Origin of the sequence: Sphingopyxis sp. BE259 (assembly GCF_031457495.1) — a bacterium.
Taxonomy (GTDB): Bacteria; Pseudomonadota; Alphaproteobacteria; order Sphingomonadales; family Sphingomonadaceae; genus Sphingopyxis.
Genome location: NZ_JAVDWM010000001.1, coordinates 2,423,629 through 2,445,482, shown reverse-complemented (window position 1 = coordinate 2,445,482; position 21,854 = coordinate 2,423,629). Strand labels below are relative to the sequence as shown.

16 protein-coding genes are annotated in these 21,854 nt (G+C 60.3%); 14 read left to right on the top strand and 2 right to left on the bottom strand.

Annotation, left to right across the window (positions count from 1 at the left end; translation table 11 throughout):
- Positions 1-3 precede the first annotated feature (3 nt).
- The 7 genes from J2X44_RS11765 to J2X44_RS11735 all read left to right on the top strand — a co-directional run bounded on the left by J2X44_RS11765 (position 4) and on the right by J2X44_RS11735 (position 8,945).
- Positions 4-2,211 (top strand): polysaccharide biosynthesis tyrosine autokinase, encoded by a 2,208-nt coding sequence (locus J2X44_RS11765; protein WP_310084145.1) that lies wholly within the window; start codon positions 4-6, stop codon positions 2,209-2,211.
- 282 nt (positions 2,212-2,493) lie between these two features.
- The gene (locus J2X44_RS11760; protein WP_310084142.1) at positions 2,494-3,489 is read left to right on the top strand and encodes a hypothetical protein; all 996 of its coding nucleotides are present in this window, start codon (positions 2,494-2,496) and stop codon (positions 3,487-3,489) included.
- A 21-nt stretch (positions 3,490-3,510) separates the two neighbouring features.
- Complete coding sequence (locus J2X44_RS11755; RefSeq protein ID WP_310084139.1) at positions 3,511-4,527, top strand: SDR family NAD(P)-dependent oxidoreductase; 1,017 nt, start codon at positions 3,511-3,513, stop codon at positions 4,525-4,527.
- Entirely contained in the window at positions 4,524-5,822 is a 1,299-nt protein-coding gene (gene tviB / locus J2X44_RS11750; protein ID WP_310084136.1) for a Vi polysaccharide biosynthesis UDP-N-acetylglucosamine C-6 dehydrogenase TviB, read from the top strand. Before J2X44_RS11755 ends, tviB begins: the two co-directional genes overlap by 4 nt.
- A 29-nt stretch (positions 5,823-5,851) precedes the next feature.
- Complete coding sequence (locus tag J2X44_RS11745; RefSeq protein WP_310084134.1) at positions 5,852-7,177, top strand: oligosaccharide flippase family protein; 1,326 nt, start codon at positions 5,852-5,854, stop codon at positions 7,175-7,177.
- A complete protein-coding gene (locus J2X44_RS11740; RefSeq protein WP_310084131.1) occupies positions 7,111-8,013 on the top strand; it encodes an FkbM family methyltransferase in 903 nt (300 codons plus the stop codon). The genes J2X44_RS11745 and J2X44_RS11740 overlap by 67 nt, the downstream gene beginning before the upstream one ends.
- Before the next feature lie 2 nt (positions 8,014-8,015).
- On the top strand, positions 8,016-8,945 hold the full coding sequence (locus J2X44_RS11735) for a glycosyltransferase family A protein (RefSeq protein WP_310084129.1): 930 nt from the start codon (positions 8,016-8,018) through the stop codon (positions 8,943-8,945).
- On the opposite strand, the gene J2X44_RS11730 is transcribed toward J2X44_RS11735, so the two are convergent.
- Positions 8,915-10,129, bottom strand: coding sequence for a glycosyltransferase (locus J2X44_RS11730; RefSeq protein ID WP_310084127.1), 1,215 nt, complete (start codon positions 10,127-10,129; stop codon positions 8,915-8,917). The genes J2X44_RS11735 and J2X44_RS11730 overlap by 31 nt on opposite strands.
- Between J2X44_RS11730 and J2X44_RS11725 the strand changes: the two genes are divergently transcribed.
- The 5 genes from J2X44_RS11725 (at position 10,099) to J2X44_RS11705 (ending at position 17,225) form a co-directional block, all read left to right on the top strand.
- The gene (locus J2X44_RS11725; protein WP_310084124.1) at positions 10,099-11,115 is read left to right on the top strand and encodes an EpsG family protein; all 1,017 of its coding nucleotides are present in this window, start codon (positions 10,099-10,101) and stop codon (positions 11,113-11,115) included. The genes J2X44_RS11730 and J2X44_RS11725 overlap by 31 nt on opposite strands.
- 128 nt (positions 11,116-11,243) lie before the next feature.
- A complete protein-coding gene (locus J2X44_RS11720) occupies positions 11,244-12,386 on the top strand; it encodes a glycosyltransferase (RefSeq protein ID WP_310087024.1) in 1,143 nt (380 codons plus the stop codon).
- Entirely contained in the window at positions 12,386-14,329 is a 1,944-nt protein-coding gene (gene asnB, locus J2X44_RS11715) for an asparagine synthase (glutamine-hydrolyzing) (RefSeq protein ID WP_310084122.1), read from the top strand. Before J2X44_RS11720 ends, asnB begins: the two co-directional genes overlap by 1 nt.
- A 44-nt stretch (positions 14,330-14,373) precedes the next feature.
- The gene (locus tag J2X44_RS11710) at positions 14,374-15,594 is read left to right on the top strand and encodes a glycosyltransferase family 4 protein (RefSeq protein ID WP_310084119.1); all 1,221 of its coding nucleotides are present in this window, start codon (positions 14,374-14,376) and stop codon (positions 15,592-15,594) included.
- Positions 15,595-16,028: 434 nt separating this feature from the next.
- Positions 16,029-17,225 carry a sugar transferase gene (locus J2X44_RS11705; RefSeq protein WP_310249288.1) on the top strand — a complete coding sequence of 399 codons (1,197 nt, stop codon included), beginning with the start codon at positions 16,029-16,031 and terminating at the stop codon, positions 17,223-17,225.
- Positions 17,226-17,328: 103 nt separating this feature from the next.
- Here J2X44_RS11705 and J2X44_RS11700 read toward each other — a convergent pair whose 3' ends face one another.
- Positions 17,329-18,834: a right-handed parallel beta-helix repeat-containing protein gene (locus tag J2X44_RS11700; protein ID WP_310084114.1), complete on the bottom strand. Its 1,506-nt coding sequence runs from the start codon at positions 18,832-18,834 to the stop codon at positions 17,329-17,331.
- 168 nt (positions 18,835-19,002) lie between these two features.
- On the opposite strand from J2X44_RS11700, the gene J2X44_RS11695 reads away from it, so the two are divergent.
- Positions 19,003-20,466, top strand: coding sequence for a protein adenylyltransferase SelO family protein (locus tag J2X44_RS11695; RefSeq protein ID WP_310084111.1), 1,464 nt, complete (start codon positions 19,003-19,005; stop codon positions 20,464-20,466).
- A 92-nt stretch (positions 20,467-20,558) separates the two neighbouring features.
- Positions 20,559-21,743 carry a nucleotide sugar dehydrogenase gene (locus tag J2X44_RS11690; protein ID WP_405053368.1) on the top strand — a complete coding sequence of 395 codons (1,185 nt, stop codon included), beginning with the start codon at positions 20,559-20,561 and terminating at the stop codon, positions 21,741-21,743.
- Positions 21,744-21,854 lie beyond the last annotated feature (111 nt).

The following is a 21,854-nucleotide window of genomic DNA, read 5'->3' as shown; positions in this document are numbered from 1 at the left end:
CAGATGGACAGTGTAAAAGCCGGGCGTTCGGCGATCAATCCGCGACTTCCCGATGCCGAAACGCGTGAAGCATCGTATCAGGGCGGATTTTTCGACATGCATATGCTTGAGCGCGCTTTTGTCGCGTTGCTCAATCACAAGGCATGGGTGTTGGGCGCGGTGCTGGGCTGCGTCGCGCTGGGCCTGATCGTGACGTTTCTGACCACGCCCCTTTATACAAGCACGTCGCGCGTCGAAATTTCGCCTCAAGCACCGGTCGAGACCGAGGTCGAGGGCGCGCGCGAAAAAAATCTGACGAACGAGATCGCCTTCTACAATACCCAATATAACCTGTTGGAATCGCGCTCGCTGTCCGAGCGTGCGGTGCGGGCAGGCAACCTCCTGAACGACGAAGAATTTGTCAAACTCTACGGGTTGGACGAGGCAGAAGACGGTGACCTGCGTACCAGCGAAGCGCGCCAACGTATGGCGGAGCGGGCAGCGCGTATCCTGATGGATGCGGTCACCATCACGCCGGTGCGAACGTCCAGCCTGGTGGACGTCAGCTTTTCGACGCCGTCGCCTGCCTTGTCGGCGCGCCTGACCAACCTCTGGGTGAAGCAGTTCGTGGCGGCCAGTCTTGACCGGCGATATGCTGCGACGAGTGATGCGCGGCGCTTCCTAGAAGAACGCATCGTCAGTCTGCGGCGGAATCTGGAAGATTCCGAGCGCGAGTTGATCAACTATGCGACGAACAACGATATCATCACGCTGCAAGGGCGGAGCGATGCCAATGGCCGCACCACGGTCGAGCGCACGCTGGTGTCGGCGGACATCGAGCAAATCAGTCAAGCACTGTCCGCCGCCCGCGATGCTAGAATCGCGGCGGAAAGCCAGATTGCCAATTCGACCGCAGCCGCCGACGCTTCCGGTAACAATGCGGTCAGCATCTTGCGGCAGCGCCGCGCCGAAGTGACCGCCGAGCTGGCGCAACTACGATCGACCTTTGGCGAAGATTATCCGGAATTGATCGCCAAGCGCGAGCAGCTTGAAAGCATCAATCGCTCGCTCGCGACCGAATCCGGGCGGACGCAAACCGTCAATCGCGAATCCTATAACAGTGCGGTAAAGCGCGAGCGCGACCTGATGGCCGAACTCGATCGCGTCACTGGTGATTACCGCAGTCAGCAGCGTCGATCGATCGAATATACGATTTTGCAGCGCGAGGTTGATACCAATCGTCAGCTGTATGACGGCCTGCTCCAGCGTTACAAGGAAATCGGTGTCGCTGGTGTCGGGACGAACAATATAGCGGTGGTCGATCAAGCGACGCTGCCCAGTGCGCCGTCGAGCCCGAAGCTGTTCCTCAACCTGCTCTTGTCGGTTATCGCCGGATTTTTGCTTGCCGGCGGCCTCGTATTCATTCTGGAACAGCTCGACCAATCGATCCGCGATCCGGCGGAGGTCAACGATCGCTTCGGCTTGCCGCTGTTGGGCTCGATCCCCCGTGTGGAATCGGACGATTTCCAGAATCTCCTGCTCGACAAAAAGTCGATGGTTTACGAAGCCTATCTGGCGGCGCAGACCAATCTGACCTTCCTGACCCATCACGGCGCGCCGCGCAGCTTCCTGCTGACATCGACGCGGCCGGCCGAAGGCAAGAGCAGCTCGGCGCTGAGCGTCGCGCACGTGTTCGCATCAACCGGCAAAAAGATCATCCTGATCGACGCCGACATCCGCAGCCCGTCGCTGAACGAGATGCTCGGGATCGAGAACAAGCAGGGACTCAGCAATTATCTGACCGGTTCCGACGACGTGGGCGGCTTGATTGCGCGGTCGGACACCTTCGGTTTCGACTATATGCTCGCAGGGCCGACCCCGCCCAACGCGGCCGAATTGTTCAGCTCGTCGCGGCTTGGGAAGCTGATCGAGTTGCTTCAAGATCAATATGACCATGTGATCCTCGATTCGCCGCCGGTGCTGGGGCTCGCGGACGCGCCGCTGCTGTCGCGCCGTGTCGAAGGCCTCATCTTCACGATCGACGCGTCGAGCAACAGTTCGCGGGCGATCAAGTCGGCACTCAACCGGTTGCGCCAGTCGGACGCCCAGATCTTTGGCGCGCTGGTGACCAAGGTCAGCCGCCGGAACGAGATTTACGGCTATGGCTATGGTTACGGCTATGGGTATGGCTACGGCTATGGTGCCGACAAGACCGCCGAGAAGTCTGATTAACGTCCCGGGTCGGAAAGCGATTGGCGCGTGAAAATGGACAGACGATATCTTGTGCTGGGAGTAGGCGTGCTGGCGGCCGCTGCGGTGGGTGCGACGAGCTTCGCGATCGCGAACCAGACGCGCAAACCCGCCGTGGCGATGGCGGTCGGCGTTCCGCCACAGGGGCTGGCGCAGGCGGGCGTCGCGCGCGCACTTTATGGTGCCCGGCTCGTTAAAAATCCCAAGGCTGATCCAGGCGCGGCGGCGCGCCGCCTGGCGGAGCGCGCCTTTGCCGCAGAACCGTTGGCGGCCAATGCGCTGCCGATTCTGGTCGCCGGGTTGACGGCGGACGGCGATCGACAGAAATCTATCGCGTTGCTGCAACTCGCTGGCCAGGTTACGCGGCGCGATCGGCTAATTAATGCAATGCTGATCGACGAAGAATTGCCGAAAAATCGTCCCGACCGCGTGATCAAGCTGTTCGATCGCGCGATGGCCGTCAGCACCGAGGTCCGCAGCTTTTATCTCGAGCGGTTGGCCACAGCGACGCTCAACCCCGCCGCTATTCAGGCGCTGGCCCCCATGCTGGGCCGTGCCCCCGATTGGGGTAACGAATATTGGGCCGCCGCCCTCCGCTTCTCACAAGCCGTGCCGCAGGTCGGCGAATTGCGCCTTCGTATCGCGCAGTCGCCGTGGAACCAGCGCAAGCCCTTGGAAACCGACGCGTTGCTCGTCACCAGACTGGTCGAGTCGGGCCAATATGACACGGCGTCCAAACTGGCGCGGGCGCTCGGGCTGAAAACGACGGCGGGCGATAGCCTGATAAATTCCGATTTTTTGCAAGTTTCGCGCTTTTCGCCCGTCGATTGGGAGTTGACGCAGAGCGGCGAAATCGGAGTGACGGTCGATCCGGCAAAAAGCAGCTTGCTGCTGTCCAGTCTGCCGTCGTCCAGCGGTATCGCGGCGCGCCAGATCGCGGCGCTGACGCCGGGCCGCTATCAGCTGGACTGGAAACTGACTGGGCTGAAGGCGTCACCCGGCGCCGAACTGCGGTATCGGTTGTCATGCACCGACCCGGGTATCAGTGGCGGCAAGTCTGCGGATTCCGGGCAGCTTGGCGAAGGCGCGGGAAGCGAGATGATCAATCTGCCTGCATCGCCGTGTCGTTGGTACTGGTTCGAACTCGAGCTTGACGCGATGAATGTGGATTCCGGCGTCGATATCACGCTCGACCGCCTGAGCCTTAGGCGTCAGGTCGCGGGATCAGGCCGGCCGGTTCGACGCCCAGTTCAAAACTAGCCCCGTTCTTCGGAGATTTACGTGCGACGCAAAATATTCGTGACCGGCACCGCCGGCTTTATCGGTTTTCATCTCGCCAAGCTATTGCTGGCGGAGGGCTTCGAAGTCGCCGGCTTCGACGGGATGACTGATTATTACGACGTCAATCTGAAGCGTCGCCGCCACCAGATCCTGATGCAGAACCAGCATTTCCGCGCCGTCGAGGCGATGCTTGAGGATCGGACGCGGGTCGATGACGCGATCGACGATTTCAAACCCGATGTGATCGTCCATCTCGCGGCGCAGGCCGGGGTTCGCTATTCGCTGGAAAATCCCCATGCCTACATCTCGGCAAACGTCGTCGGCACCTTCAATGTGATGGACGCGGCGCGCCGCAACCAGGTAGCGCACCTGCTGATGGCATCGACCTCTTCGGTCTATGGCGCCAATGACGAGATGCCGTTCCAGGAGACCGAAAAGGCTGACACGCCGCTGACCATCTACGCGGCGACCAAAAAGGCGACCGAATCGATGGCGCATGCCCACGCCCATTTGTGGAACGTGCCGACGACGATGTTCCGTTTCTTCACCGTCTATGGTCCGTGGGGGCGCCCCGACATGGCGCTCTACAAATTTGTCGATGCCATGCTCGATGGTCGCCCGATCGACCTTTACAACAACGGCGATATGTACCGCGACTTTACCTATGTCGAGGATCTGGTTCGCGGTATTCGGCTGCTGATCGACGCCGCGCCGGAGCGTCCGGCCAGCGCCGCCGATATCGAGCCTGGCGACAGCCTGTCGCCCGTCGCGCCGTTCCGCATCGTCAACATCGGTAACAATGACAAGGTCCGGCTGCTCGACTTCGTCGCGGCGATCGAGGACACGCTCGGGATGACCGCAAAGCGCAACCTGATGCCGATGCAGATGGGCGATGTTCCGGCGACCTGGGCCGATGCGAGCCTGCTCGAACGGCTGACCGGCTATCGACCGCAAACCGATTTCCGCGACGGCGTCCGCCAATTCGTTGCCTGGTATAGGGACTATTTTCAAAAATGAGCGCGACTTCCCCCGCATCGCTTCCCGATTTCGACTCCGCTGCCATTGCCGTGCTGGGCCTCGGCTATGTCGGACTTCCGTTGGCCGTCGAGTTCGGCCGCCGACGTCCCGTCGTCGGGTTCGACATCAATATGTCTCGGATCACCGCGCTGCGCGAAGGTCGCGACGACACCCTGGAAACGACCGCCGACGAGCTGGCGGCGGCGAACCATCTGCGTTTTTCGCATGATCCTGCTGATCTGGCGTCGGCGCGGGTGTTCATCGTCACCGTGCCGACGCCGATCGACCAGCACAAGCGCCCCGACCTGACCCCGTTGATCAAGGCATCGGAGACGGTCGGCCGGGTGCTGAAGCGCGGCGACATCGTCATTTATGAAAGCACCGTCTATCCGGGCTGTACCGAAGAGGATTGCGTCCCGATCCTGGAGCGGGTCAGCGGCCTGACTTTCAACCATGATTTTTTCTGTGGCTACAGCCCCGAACGGATCAATCCCGGTGACAAAGAGCATCGCCTGCCGTCGATCCGCAAGGTGACGAGCGGTTCGACGCCCGAAGCGGCGCAATGGGTCGATCGCCTGTACGGCGAGATCATCACCGCAGGCACCTTCATGGCCCAGAGCATCAAGGTGGCCGAGGCCGCGAAGGTGATCGAAAACACCCAACGCGATCTGAACATCGCGCTGATGAACGAACTGTCGATCATCTTCGGCAAACTCGACATCGACACCCACAGCGTCCTCGCCGCCGCGGGCACCAAATGGAACTTCCTGAAATTCACGCCCGGCTTGGTCGGAGGGCACTGCATCGGCGTCGATCCCTACTACCTGACTCACAAAGCGCAGTCGGTCGGCTATCACCCCGAAGTCATCTTGGCCGGGCGGCGGGTCAACGACGGGATGGGGGGCTATATCGCCAGCCAGATCGTCCGCCTGATGATCAAACGCAACCTGCCGGTGCAGGGCGCCCGCATCCTGATGCTCGGGCTGGCGTTCAAGGAAAATTGCCCCGACATTCGCAACACCCGCGTCGTTGATGTGGTGTCGGAGCTGACGGAATATGGCGCACAGGTCGATGTCCACGATCCGTGGGTCGATGCCGCCGAAGCGCAGCATGAATATGGGATCGACCTGACCGACCCGGCCGCGAGCGATTATGACGCCGTGGTCCTGGCGGTCGCGCACCGGGAATTTGCCGAAGGAGGCAGCGCCGCGCTGCGGGCTTTTGGCAAGGCGGACGCTATTCTGGTCGACGTAAAGGGCATCCTGCCGCTCGCCGAAAGCGATTTGCGCCTGTAAACCGGCGCGCAAATACGGGCTCAATCTGTATGCAACTCCGTTCCTTCATTCAGCAAGCCGCCGGCGTCGGCGCCGTGAGCCTGGTTGATCGTGTTGTTGCGGTTGGCGTGGGCATCATCTTTGCGCGCTGGCTCGGCCCTGCGCAATTTGGTGCCTATTCCTTCGTCATTGCCGCTATCGGGCTGCTGTTGTTGCCAGCCAGGCTGGGTTTGCCCGAACTGTTGACGCGCGACATCGCGGCATCGCGCGGCAGCGCTGCAACCGTGAATGTGCGCGCGACGATTCGCAAAGGCTATCTGCTCGTCGGCGCCGCCGCTCTCGCGATCGTCTTGATCGGGCAAGTGGCCTTGCAATTGGCGCCGCAGACGTCGCTGGGCGAGTTGATGAAATTTGGCCTATGGCTGATCGTGCCCGCGGCATTTTTTGAGGTGACGATCGGCGTTTTGCGCGGGCTGGGCCGCACCCTGTCGTTCCAACTCTATGGCACATTGCTCCTGTCCGGGGTGACGTTGCTGATCAGCGCGGCGCTCATGCTCGCCCTGAACCGCTACGATGCCGACATCGCGGTTGAGGGGCGATTTATAGCGGTCACGCTGTTGCTGTTGATCGCGGGCGGTCATTTGTGGTCGCTGCTGCGCCACCACGTCGTCGATGACGCCAGCCAGGTGCGCGGTGCCGGTGAGCTGTTGCAAACGGGCCTCGGCTTCATGCTGAACGCGCTGGTCTATATGGCGCTGATGCGGGTCGACCTACTGGTGCTGGGACTGATGGCAGACGAGGCAGCGGTGGGCCTCTATCGCGTGGCCGTGGAGGGCGGGTTGCTCGTCGCATTTGCCTATGGCGCCGCTACGATCGTGCTCGCTCCCGAATATGCCCGGCTGTTTGCGGCGGGCGAGCATCAACTGTTGCAACGCATTGTCCGGCAAACTGGCCGACTGATCATGCTGGCGGGAGCGGCGACCGCGCTTCCCCTCATCATCTTTTCAGAACAGATTATCACGCTGGTTTTTGGGGCCGAATATGCCGACGCCGGCGTGGCGCTTTCGATCCTGGCTGCGGGTCATTTCGCTACCTTCTTCTTTGGCGATCCCGTCTATCTGCTCAACATGACGGGCCACCACAACCGGATCACCGCGCTCGTCGGCATCGGCCTGGCAATATCGTTGATGCTCTGCCTTGGCCTTATCCCCCTCTTGGGATTGACCGGGGCGGCCCTCGCGGCTTCGATCGCGCTGGTCAGTTATCGTGCGCTCGCCTTTCGCGCCGTGTACAGGACTCTCGCGATCAATTGCGCGGTATTTGGGCCCGCGCCCAAGGTCGGAAGCGCCGCACCACTCAGAACGGACATGGAGTAAACATGCAAATTTCGCATATCGTCAAACGACTGGGTGAAGAGCGGCAGCCCATGCGCTTTCTGGCTTCGCGCATCTTGGCGCGTTCGGGCTTGGCCGAAAAGCTGGGCTTCAAGATCCAGCGCCGCGGCTATCAGCTCCATTTTTTCAACACGGCGCTTTCGATGACGCTCTGGCTTTACGCGAACGAACGGTCGGATGATGTCGATATCATTCAGTCGCTGTTGAAACCGGGCGGCACCTATGTCGATATTGGGGCCAATATCGGTGATCTGGTTCTTGCTGGTGCAAAAGCCGTTGGGCCGGATGGAAAAGTCTTTGCGTTCGAGGCACATCCGCGGATCTTCGGGCTCATGTCGCAAAACTTGCGACTGAATCAAGCACCCAATATTCACCCGGTGAACGCGGCTTGCGGCGAAGATTTTGGCTGGGCGCGTTTTAGCGACATGCGATCCGATGACATGAACCAGATCGGTCATGGGGAGATCGTCGTCCCGACGATTCCGGCGCAGATGTTGCTGCCCGACGAGGACATTGATCTGATCAAGATCGACGTCGAGGGATTCGAGTTCTTTGTGTTGAAAGGGCTGCAGAAATCACTGGGACGGACCCGCCATCTGCTCATCGAGGTTGGCGACGTGCATTTCGCGCAATTCGGCTATCGTTATGCCGATATCCACGACCTGTTGATCGCGCAGGGCTTTGCGATTTTTGCGCTGGATAAAGCGAAAGCTGATGGCGCATGGCATCCGGTCACCGATCGCGACCATCCCTTTCCGATGGTGCAGAATATCCTCGCGTCGCGTGATCCCCAAGCCCAGCGCCTGCTGGCCGAATAGTCATGGCGGCGCCGCTCTTTACGATTTTCACCCCCAGCTATAACCGTGCGCACACGTTGTCGCGGGTTTACGAAAGCATCGCGGCGCAGACGTTTCGCGATTTCGAATGGGTCGTTGTCGATGACGGGTCGACCGACAATACCGCTGAACTGGTGGGGGCATGGGCGCGCGAGGCTGATTTCCCGATCCGCTATTTCCATCAGCCGAACGGGCACAAGAAGACCGCGTTCAATCGCGGCGTTCGCGAGGCGCGGGGCGAATTGTTCCTGTGCTGGGATAGCGATGATACCGCGCCATCCGATGCTTTACAGATTTTTCGCGATCGCTGGTTTGCGATCCCGAAAGTGGATCGCGATGCCTATGTCGGGGTTACCGGCCTTTGCATCGACGAAGCGGGTGCGATCGTCGGCGACCGCTATCCCACCAGCCCGTATGACAGCGATACATTGTCATCGACGCTGGGCGACGGGATCGGCGGGGAAAAATGGGGCTTTCAGCGGTTGGCGGTGCTTCGGGACTTTCCGTTTCCCGAGTTCATTCAGGGGCTGGTCGGCGAAGGGCTGATCTGGAATGCGATCGCCCGGAAATATCGGACCCGCTACGTCAATGATGTCGTGCGCATTTACCATGTCGAGCCCGATTCGCTGATTCATAGCCAGAAGACGGTGGCCAAAATGCGCGGTGTTGCCGAAGGACAATGCTACGCGGCAGCGGCATTTCTGGATCATGACTGGCGCTGGTTCGCGAAGGCGCCGGTCGATGTCGCGAAGATCGCCGCCAACCACACCCGCTTTGCGTGGCATCTGCGTCGCAGCGGCCGTTCCGTGCGCCACCCGCCGCAAACCTTTGCCGGCTGGGCGCTCAAGCTGCTTGCCTGGCCCGTCGGTATTGCGGCGTTCGCCTACGACGAGCTTGGGTCGGTGCGGTCTTGATCCTGAGCCGCGACGTCGCGAAACAGATTGTCCCAGTCCGCCAAGATGGCGTCGAGCGAATAGACACAAGCAACCTCACGAGCGGCGTCGGCAAGGGCTGCGCGCTGCCGATCGTCGGTCGTCAATTCCTGCAAGGTCGCCCGAAGGCGCTGCGCATGGTCGTTGTCCGGCAATAACCGTAATCGGCGTCCGTCATCGCTCAATTGCGCCGGGCCTGTCTCGACATCGAACGCCACCGACGCGACGCCGTGCGCCATGGCTTCCAGCAAACTGTTCGGAAAGCCTTCATAGCTTGAGGTCATGACGTACAGATCGGCGCGGTCGTACCAAGTGGCAAGATTGCCGGCGAAGCCGGGGAGAAGCACCCGTCCGTCGAGCCCCCGGTCGGCGAGCATGGTTTGCAGCGCTGGGCGCAACGGACCGTCGCCCAGCATGACGAGTTTCCAATCGTTGGTCACGCCAGCAAGCGATGCAAAGGCGTCGATCATGACGTCTGGCCGCTTGGCGGCATCCATTCGGCCCACCCACAATATGACGCGATCCCCCGACTTCAACAACGCTGACGGCGAGATGACGGGGTCTGCATCGACCATAGGCAAGGCAATGGGATTCGAAATGACCACGGTCTTTGCCCGGGGCGCACGCCGCCGCAACCAGTCCGCTGTCGCCTCGGTTTGCGCCACAAGCGCCGCCGCCCAAGGATAGGTCAAGCGGCGAAGGAAACGGTAGGATAGGGGGAGCGGCGGCATCAGCCGGGGCGGATAGGTGCGTTCACAAGCAATAACCGGAATTCCGGTGTCTTTCGCAGCGATGAGCGCGCCAATGTTCACATGCGGCAAAAATGAAACGATGACATGGGGCTGCAACGCCCCTATGAACCGGCGCAATGTTTTGAGCCGGGTCAATCGACCGGCGCCAGTCTCGCAGTGATCCGAAAGAAACTCCAATTGGACCGTTTCCGCCAACCGATAGACGCACTCGCCACGGGCTGAGAAAGTCGGCATCAACGTGACGCCATGTCCTTGGGCGGCCCATGCGTTGGCGAGCAGCGCAGCCACCCGTTCAGCGCCACCCCCTCCCATAGACGAAGTCAGGAAAAGAATTTTCACCGTGAAACTTCCTGCAGAAAGAAATTCAGCAAAGATATTGCGCCATGCGTGAAATAAATCAATATAATTTACCAAGACAACTCAGCGGTAAGGCGTATATTGTTCCTGCATTGATCATGGTGATGATTTCGATTGTCCCATGGTCAGACATATTGCTGTCCGCGACAAACAAGATGCTTTGGGATCGAGAGATCTACGCGCAGAAAATTATTACTGGAGACTCTGTTCTAAATTACTTTGATTATGACACATTTTCGTCGTATTTTACAGCTGAATATACTTGGGAATTTTTGATCAAGATGATCCAAGACGGGGTCATCCCAATCGATCACACCCTGTTTTTTCAGATTATTTCATCTATTTGGGTCGTTTCCGCCGCGATGATTATTTATCGTCACGGCGGCTATTTTAGCCTTCCGTTAATCGCTAACCCGCTTGTGTTCGATCTTGCCTATTCGCAGCTCAGATCCGCTTTGGCTGTGTCGATCCTCTATATTGTCTATCTTGTTCGGCCGAAATCGAACTTGATTGCGATCGCCCTGTGTTTGTTTGCGGCGACGATCCATACGTCAATGCTCATATTTCTGGCGATTTACGTGCTTTGTAGCGTCACGGCCGACGAGGGCGGGAAACTTTCGGGGTGGTCTAAGGAGGTTCGGTTGGCGCTGGTGGTTGGTGCCGGGCTAGCCGTCGGGCTGATGATCGGGCCGTTGCGAGGTTCGATCCTGACATTTGTAGGTGATCGGCGCGCCGAATATGCCGATGCGTCGAGCGGCCTGCTTTACATGAGCTTCTGGGTCATCCTCTTCGGCATCTTCTTGCAGAACTACCGAGAAACTCTCCGTTCTCTCGAAGGGCGATTTACGCTCTGCGTACTGGCGATCGTTTTCGTCAATATTTTTACCTCTTTCTATTCGCTCCGTTTTCTGTCGATGTTTTATCCCTTTGCGATCGCAGCGATCATGATGTCTCGGCCGGCCGTACGCATCCCGACGCTTGTGATCTTTCTGATGTATATGTTCGCTCAATGGTATTATTACTTGAACACGTTGAACGGGTAGGCGGTGGTGGAACGTCACTGGATTGGGCGGGGCGCCGAACCTAGCGTTGCGGGCCGCATCGAACTCGCGTCGCGGCGCCCGAAGCGAATCGCGATCGTGGTGCGTGGTCCGACCGGTGGTCGGCGGTGATGGCCGTCCCTCGCGTCCTGCACATCATCACCGCTCTCGAAGTGGGCGGTGCTGAGCGATCGCTGGCGAACGTGCTCCTCGACCGCCGCGGTGACCGACAAGACGCCCATGTCGTTTCGCTGTCGGGCCTGGGCCATTATGGTGAGATACTGGGCGCGCACGGCATCCCAGTCGATCCGCTTGAGTTGAACCATCCGTCTCGACTGCTGTCGGCGCCGCTAAGGCTCTATCGCATTGTCGAAAGGTTCCGCCCGGACGTGATCCAGGGTTGGATGTATCATGGCAATCTGATCGCGTCGTTGGCCAGCCTGATCGCTGGCCCGGACGTGCCTGTTGCCTGGAATATCCGGCAGTCGCTGTATGATCTTGGAACCGAAAAACGCGGGACGCAGAAGGTCATACGGCTGCTCGCCAAGCTGTCGGCCCGACCCGACGCAATCGTATATAACAGCTTCCAAGCGCGCGACCATCACGAAACCTTCGGATTCGGGGCAGAACGGTCGGTCGTTATCCCGAATGGCTTCGATGCCGGTCGCTGGCGCCCGGATCCGGCCCACCGTCAAGCGACGCGGAGCGCCCTTGCCGTCGGCGATGCCGATATTGTCGTGGGATTTGTCGGCCGTTATCATCCGATCAAGGATGTCCCAACCTTTCTCGCTGCAAGCGCGCTGGCGATGGCCACTGACCCGCGGGTGCATGTCGCGCTGGTGGGAGAGGGACTGAATGCTGATAACCCGGCGCTCGCCGCGCATTTTGCGCGTTTGCCGGTCGACAGAGTACATGTGCTGGGGCGGCGAGGCGACATCGAAAGTATTATGCCCGGTTTCGACATGCTTTGCCTGTCGTCGGCCAGCGAGGGTTTTCCCAATGTCTTGGGCGAAGCGATGGCCAGCGCGCTCCCGTGCATTGCCACCGACGTTGGCGATTGTGTTCGGGTGATGAATGGGCATGGGTTGATTGTGGGCCGGGGGGACGTGGTAGCCATGGCCAACGCGATCACCGACCTTGCTCGTTTGAGTCCCGAACAGCGGCAGGAAATCGGGATGGCGGCGCGTGAGAGAATCGTTACAGGCTTTGGGTTTGATGCGACATTGGATGCCTATTCAAGACTCTATGATTCCTTGATAAAAAGAGAAGACTAATGTGCGGTTTTGTGGGCTTTCTGGATCGGGCCGGGTTCTCGGACGGTGAGGCGCTGCTGCGGCAGATGGCCGACACGATCATTCATCGCGGACCCGACAGCGATGGCTATTGGGTCGATGGCGAGGCGGGGATCGCCTTGGCGCACCGCCGTTTGGCGATCATCGATCTGTCGGCGGCGGGACATCAGCCGATGGCGAGCCACGACGGCCGTTATGTGCTGAGCTACAACGGTGAAATCTACAATCACCTCGACCTGCGGCGCGAACTTGAAGCGCGGGGCGCCATTGCGTGGCGCGGTCATTCCGATACCGAAACCTTGCTGCAGGGCTTTTCAACCTGGGGCGTGCGGGGGACGCTGGAGCGCGCCAATGGGATGTTCGCGTTCGCGCTTTGGGATCGCGCCGAACGCAAGCTGATCCTCGCCCGCGACCGCATGGGCGAAAAGCCGATCTATTATGGCATGCAGGGTGGCGCACTGCTGTTCGGTTCCGAGCTGAAGGCGCTGCGCCAGCATCCCGGCTGGCAGGGCAGCATTGACCGCGATGTGCTGGCGCTGTTCCTGCGACACAATTATGTTCCCGGTCCCTATTCGATCTTTGCCGGGATCCGCAAACTGCCGCCCGGCCACTATCTTGAGATCGCCGCGAGCGATGCGGCGCCCGGTGAGCCGGTGGCCTATTGGAATATCGCCGACAAAGCGCGCGATGGCCGCGAAGCGCCGTTCGCGGGCTCGCCCGATGCGGCCGTGGATGCTCTGGAGGAACTGCTGCTCGACGCCGTGGGTATCCGCATGGCGGCGGATGTGCCGTTGGGCGCCTTTCTGTCGGGCGGCTACGACTCCAGCACCGTTGTCGCGTTGATGCAGCGCCAATCGTCGCGCCCGGTGAAGACGTTTTCGATCGGTTTTTCGGAAGCCGAATATGACGAGGCGCATCATGCCAAACGCGTCGCGGCGCATCTGGGCACCGACCACACCGAATTATATGTCACCCCAGACGATGCTTTGGCGCAAATCCCGATCCTGCCGCATCATTGGGATGAACCTTTCGCCGATTCCTCGCAGATTCCGACAATGCTGGTCAGCCGCTTGGCGCGCAGCGAGGTGACCGTCAGTCTGTCGGGCGATGCAGGCGACGAACTGTTTGGCGGCTATACCCGTTACAAGCTGGGCCATGACATTTGGAAACGCTTGGGCGTGCTGCCCCGCGGGATGCGGAAATTGGCGGCAGGCGCACTGAGAATGACGCCCGCGGGCGCGATCGATACGGCGATGCGGATTGCGCCTGAGCGGTTGCGAAAGATGGCGGTCGGCGACCGATTGCTCAAATTTGCCGACGTGCTGGACGTGGACAGCGCAGACGATTTTTATCGCTCGCTGGTATCGCACGCCAAGCGCCCGGCGGATCTGGTGCTGGGCGCGCAAGAACCGCCGACGATCCTGACGACGCCGGATGCCGGCTGGCCGGCCAACGGGGATTTCCGCGACCGGATGATGTATCTGGATATGCGGAGCTATTTGCCCGACGACATTCTGGTCAAGGTCGATCGGGCCAGCATGGCGTTCAGCCTGGAATCGCGTGTGCCGCTACTGGATCACCGGGTCGTCGAGTTCGCGCTCGCGCTGCCGCTCGCCTACAAAATCCGCGATGGCCAACCCAAATGGCCGCTGCGCCAGCTCCTCTATCGCTATGTGCCGCGCGAGATGATGGAGCGGCCGAAAATGGGGTTCGGCGTACCGATCGAACATTGGCTGCGCGGTCCGCTGCGCGACTGGGCGGATGATTTGCTGGCGCCCGACCGGCTCAAGCGCGACGGGTTTTTCGATGTCGATGCGGTGAGCCGGATGTGGTCGGACACGCGGAGCGGCCGTCGCCGGATGCATTACCATATCTGGGACATCCTGATGTTTCAGGCGTGGCTGGATTCGCCCACCGCTGGTTAGACACAGCTGGCCTATGCATTCTGTTGCTACGCTTGATATTGTAAATGGACGACGATCCGCGTAGGCGATGTTGCGCCGCAACAACGAGGATTAGTGTGCAAAGCCCTGAAAAAAATACATTACCAGCGATCGTTGTCTTATCGAATTCGGCTGAATCGCTCTATAATTTCTGCGGCGACCTGATCTGTGAACTGGCCGACAGGGGTTATCGGGTTTATGTACTGGCGCCGGATTATGACGCCGAAAATCGCAAGCGGATCGAAGCGTTCGGGGGTATTCCAACGCCGCTGGCGCTGGACCGCAATGGGTTAAATCCGGTTCGTGATATCGCGAGCTTGATCTCACTTTATCGCTTGTTGCGACGTATTCGGCCCGCCGTGTTTTTCAGCCTGTTCATGAAGCCGGTCATTTATGGTTCGATAGCGTCATGGCTGTCGCGGGTGCCCCGGCGCGTGGTGATGGTCGCCGGCCTCGGCTTTATATTCATCAATGCTGACGACACCGCGTCGATGAAAGTGCGCTTGCTGCGGTTCCTGGTCGGTCGCCTTTATTGGTTGTCGTTTCGACTTGCCAATCTGGGGATTTTCCAGAATCCCGACGATTTCGCGCTGATGATCGACAGCGGGATCGCGCCGCGCGACCGGGTCATGCTGGTCGATGGCAGCGGGGTCAATCTCGACCGCTTTCCGCTGCGCGAGGGGCCGCGCGATCCGGGGCGGCGGCTCACCTTTGTCTGGATGGGGCGCTTGCTGCGCGAAAAGGGCGTGATCGAACTGGTCGAGGCGACGAAGATCGTGCGCGAACAGGGTTTTGATGTCGACGTGCTGCTGGTCGGCGGGGTCGATTCCAATCCGGGTTCGTTGACCGAAGATGCGGTTCAGGGGTGGCATGACGCCGGCATCATCTCCTGGACGGGCAAGGTTGACGATGTCCGCCCCTATCTGGCGCAATCGGACGTGTTCGTTCTGCCGTCCTATCGCGAAGGCTTGCCGCGCAGCACCCAGGAGGCGATGGCGATCGGTCTGGCGGTTATCACCACCGACGTTGCCGGTTGCCGCGAGACGGTGGTGGACGGCGTGAACGGGTTCCTGGTGCCGGTTCGATCGGCGCCTGCGATCGCCGAGGCGATGATCCGTTATGCCCGCGAGCCAGGCCTTGCCGCCGAACATGGCGCGGCCGGCCGCGCGCTGGTCGAGCAGAAGTTCGACGTGCGGGTGATCAACCATCACATGCGCGCGGCGTTGATCGGCCCCGACCCGGCGTGAATCCCGGCGATGCGGGTCATTTGCACGATGGGTTGCACGATAGGTGGCGGGCGCGGCGCGATTTTCTGGCTGACGGCGCTTTGTTATCAAGCTATTAGCGCGTCGAAAGCGCCCTGCCGAGGTCGATCAAAATGGTCGTGCAGCGGATCGCTATTCAAGGGCGACCTCAAACGGGACGCGTTGCGTCGGACGAAAAGCAACTTTATGAGAATATCATGTTAAACCGGCAGGGATTGCGCCCGGCCAATGATGCGTCGGCCGAATCCATCCCGACTGCCGTGGCGGCCAACGGCTTGCATGGTGTTGCTGATCTGCGAAAGAAGGTTTTCCCTTTGAAGGCAATCGACCATCCGGTGCAGCCGGCCCATAAATGGTCGCAATGGCTTGCCTTGCTGCGCGTGCAATTGCCGCTTTGCCTGATATTTGGCGTATTCGTGCCGGTATTTATTCTGGCGCGTGGCAATCTGTCGGTGATTTCGTCGAACGAGGCGATCGTCGTATCGACCCTGACCGCGACGATCGTGACGATCGTCGGCGTTGTTTCGGCGCGCAAATTCGGGACATTTCCTGGCTCCGTCGGGGTGAGTTATATTTTTCCGGCCATGGCGATCACCTATGCGATCGCGCTGTTGCTGATCCTGTTCATTCGCGCGCCTTATAGCGGGGTATTGTTGTCGGTGACGTTCGTGTGCGTGCTGACGACGCGCTTTGTGATTGGCGCGCTTGAGCCGCGGCGCGACACCAACCGCTATTATCTGGTGCCCGGCGGCGATGTCGAACGGATCCGCGAAGAGTTGGAGACGGTGTGCGTCATCCTGAACGAGCCGCTGCTTCCCAATGATCCGCGGGCGATCATCGTAGCGGATCTTCATCACGACCATTTGCCGGAGTGGGAACGCGCCTTTGCGGTGGCGGCGCTCAACGGCGTCGGCGTGTATCATTACAAACAGGTGTGGGAAGCGCGCACCGGCAAGGTTCGCATCGAACATCTGTCGGAAAACAGCCTGGGATCGCTGATTCCCAGCAATTCCTATTCCAAGGGAAAGCGGCTGTTCGACGTCGTGCTGACGCTGGCGGTGTTGCCGATCCTTTTCCTGCCGCTGTTGATCACCGGCCTGTTGATCCGGCTTGATTCGCCGGGACCGATGTTCTTTCGCCAAGAGCGGATCGGGTATCGCGGCCATCAATTCCGCGTCCTGAAATTTCGCACCATGCGGGTTGCCGAGCCGGTATCGGCCAGCGGGGATTTGGTCGATGCCGCGATCACCAAGGACGACGACGATCGGATCACGCGGATCGGCCGTTTTCTTCGTCAGACGCGGATCGACGAACTGCCACAGCTGTACAATATCCTGCGCGGCGAAATGAGCTGGATCGGCCCGCGCCCGGAAGCGCAGCCGCTGTCCGAATGGTATGAACGGGAAATTCCCTTTTATATCTATCGGCATATCGTGCGCCCAGGCGTGACCGGTTGGGCGCAGGTCAACCAAGGGCATGTCGCCGGCATCAGCGAGGTTCACGACAAACTTCGCTTCGATTTTTACTACATCAAGAATTTCTCGATGTGGATCGACCTGGCGATCCTGTTCAAGACCGTTCTGGTTGTCATCCGGGGTATCGGGGCGAAGTAGGATATGGCGGTTGCGATGGCGCAGCGACCTGTCGCTGCGCTTCGCCGATCGGGCGGCTATCCCGTTCGGAACGACAGGCCGCGGCGACCCGAGACGTCGCGACCTACGGCACCGGTCGAGCTTTCAGCATCTGGTTGCCCGAAGACAGTCGCGGAGCGGCGGTGAACGCAAAGGCGGCGGGATTTCCGTTGTTGATGACGATATTGTCGATCACCACAGCATCCGGGCCGATCCCGAACACAATCGACGCATCGCGTGTTTCATATTCGACAAGATTCGCCCGAAACTCCGGACTTTTCGCATCCCAAGCGCTGATGACCGAGCTTTGTTGATCGGAAGCACGGATATAGAATTTGTTGTTCGTTATCCGGGGTCTCTTGCCGCCGAAATATGCGGCCCGCCGATAAACCCCAAGCAGCATCATTTCTTCAAAAACCGGATAGTCGCCGAGAAATGTAAATGCGTCCTGCTGGGTGGCGTTGCGCAGATCGATGACGCTGTGACTGACGCGGACGTGCGGGGAATGGGCGGCGCAGATGATCGACGCCGACCCGTCCGACTTGATCCCGGTGATGGTGATGTCCGCAGCGGCGCCGCCGTGCACATAGATGCACGGGTTGGCCGTCGTTCCTGAGCGGCTGGTCGCCTGAAATTCGGGATCGACGATCTTGGTCGGCCCGGCTTGATAGCCGATGTCGATGGCCCCGCGTTTTGGAGGAGCCGACGCGCGGCGCGTGTAGGCTGCACCGCTCCAGCCTTTGACGCGCGGCCTGAGGATTGCAACGTCATCGCCGACGCTTTCGATCGCTGCTTTTTGGTTCCGGTCGAAAGTGCAATCGCTCACCTCGATATTCTGAACCCCGTTGACGCGGGTGATCAGCAACCCCGGACCCTGGTTGCGATCGAACAGCACATCATGAATGCGAATGTTGCGAATCCGGTTCGGCGGCCAGCTCGGCTGATCGTCGGGTTCCAAATCAATGCCGGCGCCTGGGCCGCTGCCGTCGTCCAATATGCCGTTGGTCAAACCGTATCGACCGCCGCTGATCAGGCCGCCGATGCTTTCGATAATCGACGCGCCCTGACGATAGTTGTTGAGCGCAACGCACCGCTCCATTTTCCAGTTCGACGGGCAATCGTCCAGCGAGACCGCGCCATTTGGGCCGCTCCCCGCTTTATGGGCGCCGGCCGAAATGAAAAATCCATCGCAGGTCCCATTCACCGCCTGAACGTTGCGAAACGTCCAGCGGTGACATTTGTCGACGACGATAACATGCGCCGGATCCTCGGACACCTTTCGCTGGGCCCGGTTGCCGTCGCAGATGAGGTCGACAATCTGGAAATCGGTGCAATGCGCTATGTAGATGGCCGACCCGCCCCAGCCGGTCGGCGCGCCGTCGCTCAGCTTGATGCGATGCCCGTTGCCGCGCAGCGTGAATCCCGACCTGCTATCGATCACCAATTGCGATGGAATCACATAATTTGCGTCGAGTGCGGCATCGACCCCGCGGCCCAGCGCGTCGAAAAAGCGCTGCAACCGCGACAAAGGTGCATCGCCCGGACGGCGAAAGTCGTTCGGCGTAATCAAGTCGCGGTGTCCCTTCGGCATGCTGCGCGGTCATAACAGGCCCGATGTTAAAGCGTTCTGGCTGAACTTCCAGTGACCCGGGGGAGGGCGGCAGGATGCGCAGCGAAGCGGCGGGTGATGATCGCGGCGACCGCGAAACTTGCAACCTCGGCACAGAGGTCCGACATAGGGGGCAACCGGGAGCGCCCTATGGATTTCTCTTTCGACAACAGTTTCCACGCCGTGATGGAGGGCTTTTACGCGCCTGCCGAGGCGGCAAAACCATCGGCGCCGACGTTGCTGGCGTTCAATCGCGCACTGGCGAAGCGCTTGGGGCTGATGATGGGACGGGTCAAGAACGACCGGCTCGCAAGCATGTTTTCAGGCGGCGAGCTGCCCGCTGGCGCCAACCCGCTTGCCTTTGCCTATGCCGGACATCAATTCGGCCATTTCTCGTCGCAGCTCGGCGACGGCCGGGCGCTGTTGATTGGCGAGATCGTCGCGCCAGACGGCGCGCGGTTCGACGTCCAGCTGAAAGGATCGGGGCCGACTGCTTTTTCGCGCAACGGCGACGGCAAGGCCGCAATCGGGCCCGTTTTGCGTGAATTTCTAGTGTCGGAGGCGATGGCCGCCTTGGGGGTGCCGACGACACGGTCGCTGGCCGCGGTGGCGACCGGCGATCGGGTGCAGCGGGAGCAGGCGCATCCGGGGGCCGTGCTGACACGGATCGCAAGCAGCCATATCCGCGTCGGCACCTTTCAGTTTTTCGCCGCGCATTTCGGCGCCGACCATGTGATCCAGCTGTCCGATTACAGCATCGGTCGTCATTTCCCCGAGCTGGCCGAAGCCGCGAACCCGCACCTCGCGCTGCTTGACCGGGTGATCGGTCTGCAATGCGAGCTGGTGGCGCATTGGCTGGGCACCGGGTTTATCCATGGCGTGATGAACACCGACAATGTTGCGATCAGCGGCGAGACAATCGATTACGGACCCTGCGCGTTCATGGACCGGTTTGCGGTGAACACCGTGTTCAGTTCGATCGATGCCAACGGGCGTTATGCCTATGGCCGTCAGCCGCAGATCATGCACTGGAACATGGCGCGTTTTGCCGAAGCGTTGCTGCCCGCAATTCATGCGGTCGAACCGTCCGACGTCGATCAGGCGAAAACGATGGTCGATGCGATTCCCGAGCGGTTTCGCGCCATATGGTTCGACCGGATGCGCGCGAAGCTCGGCCTGGTGCAGGCGGACGAGGCCGACGTGCAACTGATCGATTCGCTGTTCGGAGAGCTTGAGCAGCATGATGTCGACTTCACATCGTTTTTCCGGGCCTTGGCGCAATTGCTGCGCGGCGACGGCGATCTGATGCAGGCGCTGTTGCCCGATACCGATGCGATGGCGCCGTGGATAGCCGACTGGTGGGCGCATCTTGAAGGCGAGGAAATCGCCCCGCTTGAACGCGCCGATGCGATGGATGCGGTCAACCCGCTGTATATCCCGCGCAATCATGTGGTCGAGGCGGCGCTGGCAGCCGCCGAGGGCGGCGATATGGCGCCATGGAACACGCTGTTGGAAGTGGTTCGCAACCCCTATGTCCACCGCGCCGAATGGAGCGCATTTGCGGAGCCTGGGCCGCGCGATGCCGCGGCCTACACCACCTTTTGCGGCACCTGATCAAGGCATGGACGCTGTCCGATGGTGACGCGGTTGAGCGATCCGACCCCGCCTGTTAGGGGGGCAGCGACGATTGCGAAGGGATCCTGCCAGTGCCGAATATTCCGGTCAAAATCACCGTTGTCGGGACGGGATATGTCGGTGTTTCCAACGCGGTGCTGTTGGCGCAGCACAACCGCGTCGTCGCACTCGACATCGATGCCCGCAAGGTCGATCAGATCAACGCGCGGACGTCGCCGATCGCCGATCCCGAAATCGAGGATTATCTGGCCAATTGCGCCCTTGATCTGACCGCCACCATCGACAAACAAATCGCCTATGACGGCGCCGATTTCGTTATCGTTGCGACTCCGACCGATTACGATCCCGACAGCAATTATTTCAACACCGGTTCGGTCGAGGCGGTGATCGCCGACGCATTGGACTTGGCGCCAAACGCGGTCATCGTCGTCAAATCGACGGTGCCGGTTGGTTTTACCGATCGGATGCGCGCCAAGCATGGCAGCGATGCGATCGTCTTTTCGCCCGAGTTCCTGCGCGAGGGGCGCGCGCTGTTCGACAATCTTCATCCCTCGCGGATCATCGTCGGCAACACCCACCCGCGCGCTGCCGCGTTCGCCCAGCTGTTGCTGAGCGCGTCGCTGAAACCCGAGACCACGATTCTGATGACCGGCAACACCGAGGCGGAGGCGATCAAGCTGTTTGCCAACACCTATTTGGCGATGCGGGTCGCTTTCTTCAACGAACTCGACACTTACGCGGCGATGCACGATGCCGATTCGCGCCAGATCATCGAGGGCGTTTGTCTCGACCCGCGGATCGGCCAATTTTATAACAATCCGTCCTTTGGCTATGGCGGCTATTGCTTGCCCAAGGACACCAAGCAGATGCTGGCGAATTATCGCGAGGTGCCGCAGAACCTGATCCAGGCGATCGTGTCGTCGAACACTACGCGCAAGGATTTTGTCGCATCAGAGGTGCTGCGGCGCCGGCCGCGGGTTGTCGGCATCCACCGCTTGGCGATGAAGGCGGGGTCGGATAATTTTCGTGCCAGCAGCATCTTGGGCGTGATGAAGCGGATCAAGGCGAAAGGCGTCGAGGTCATCGTCTATGAACCGCTGATCGGCGACGAGCGGCTGTTCAATTCGCGGGTCGTGCGCGATCTGGCGGCGTTCAAGGCCGAGGCCGACGTGATTATTGCGAACCGGGTGAGCGATGAATTGGCCGATGTGGCAGACAAGGTTTACAGCCGCGATCTCTTCGGCGTGGATTCCTGAGGCGCGGAACTTGCTTGCGAGGGGCGCGCCGATGGGAGGCGCCCGGCGTCCGGGCAGCGAATATGCGACGAAATGAGCCTGAATCGGGGCTTTGACCGCATAGAAACGGGT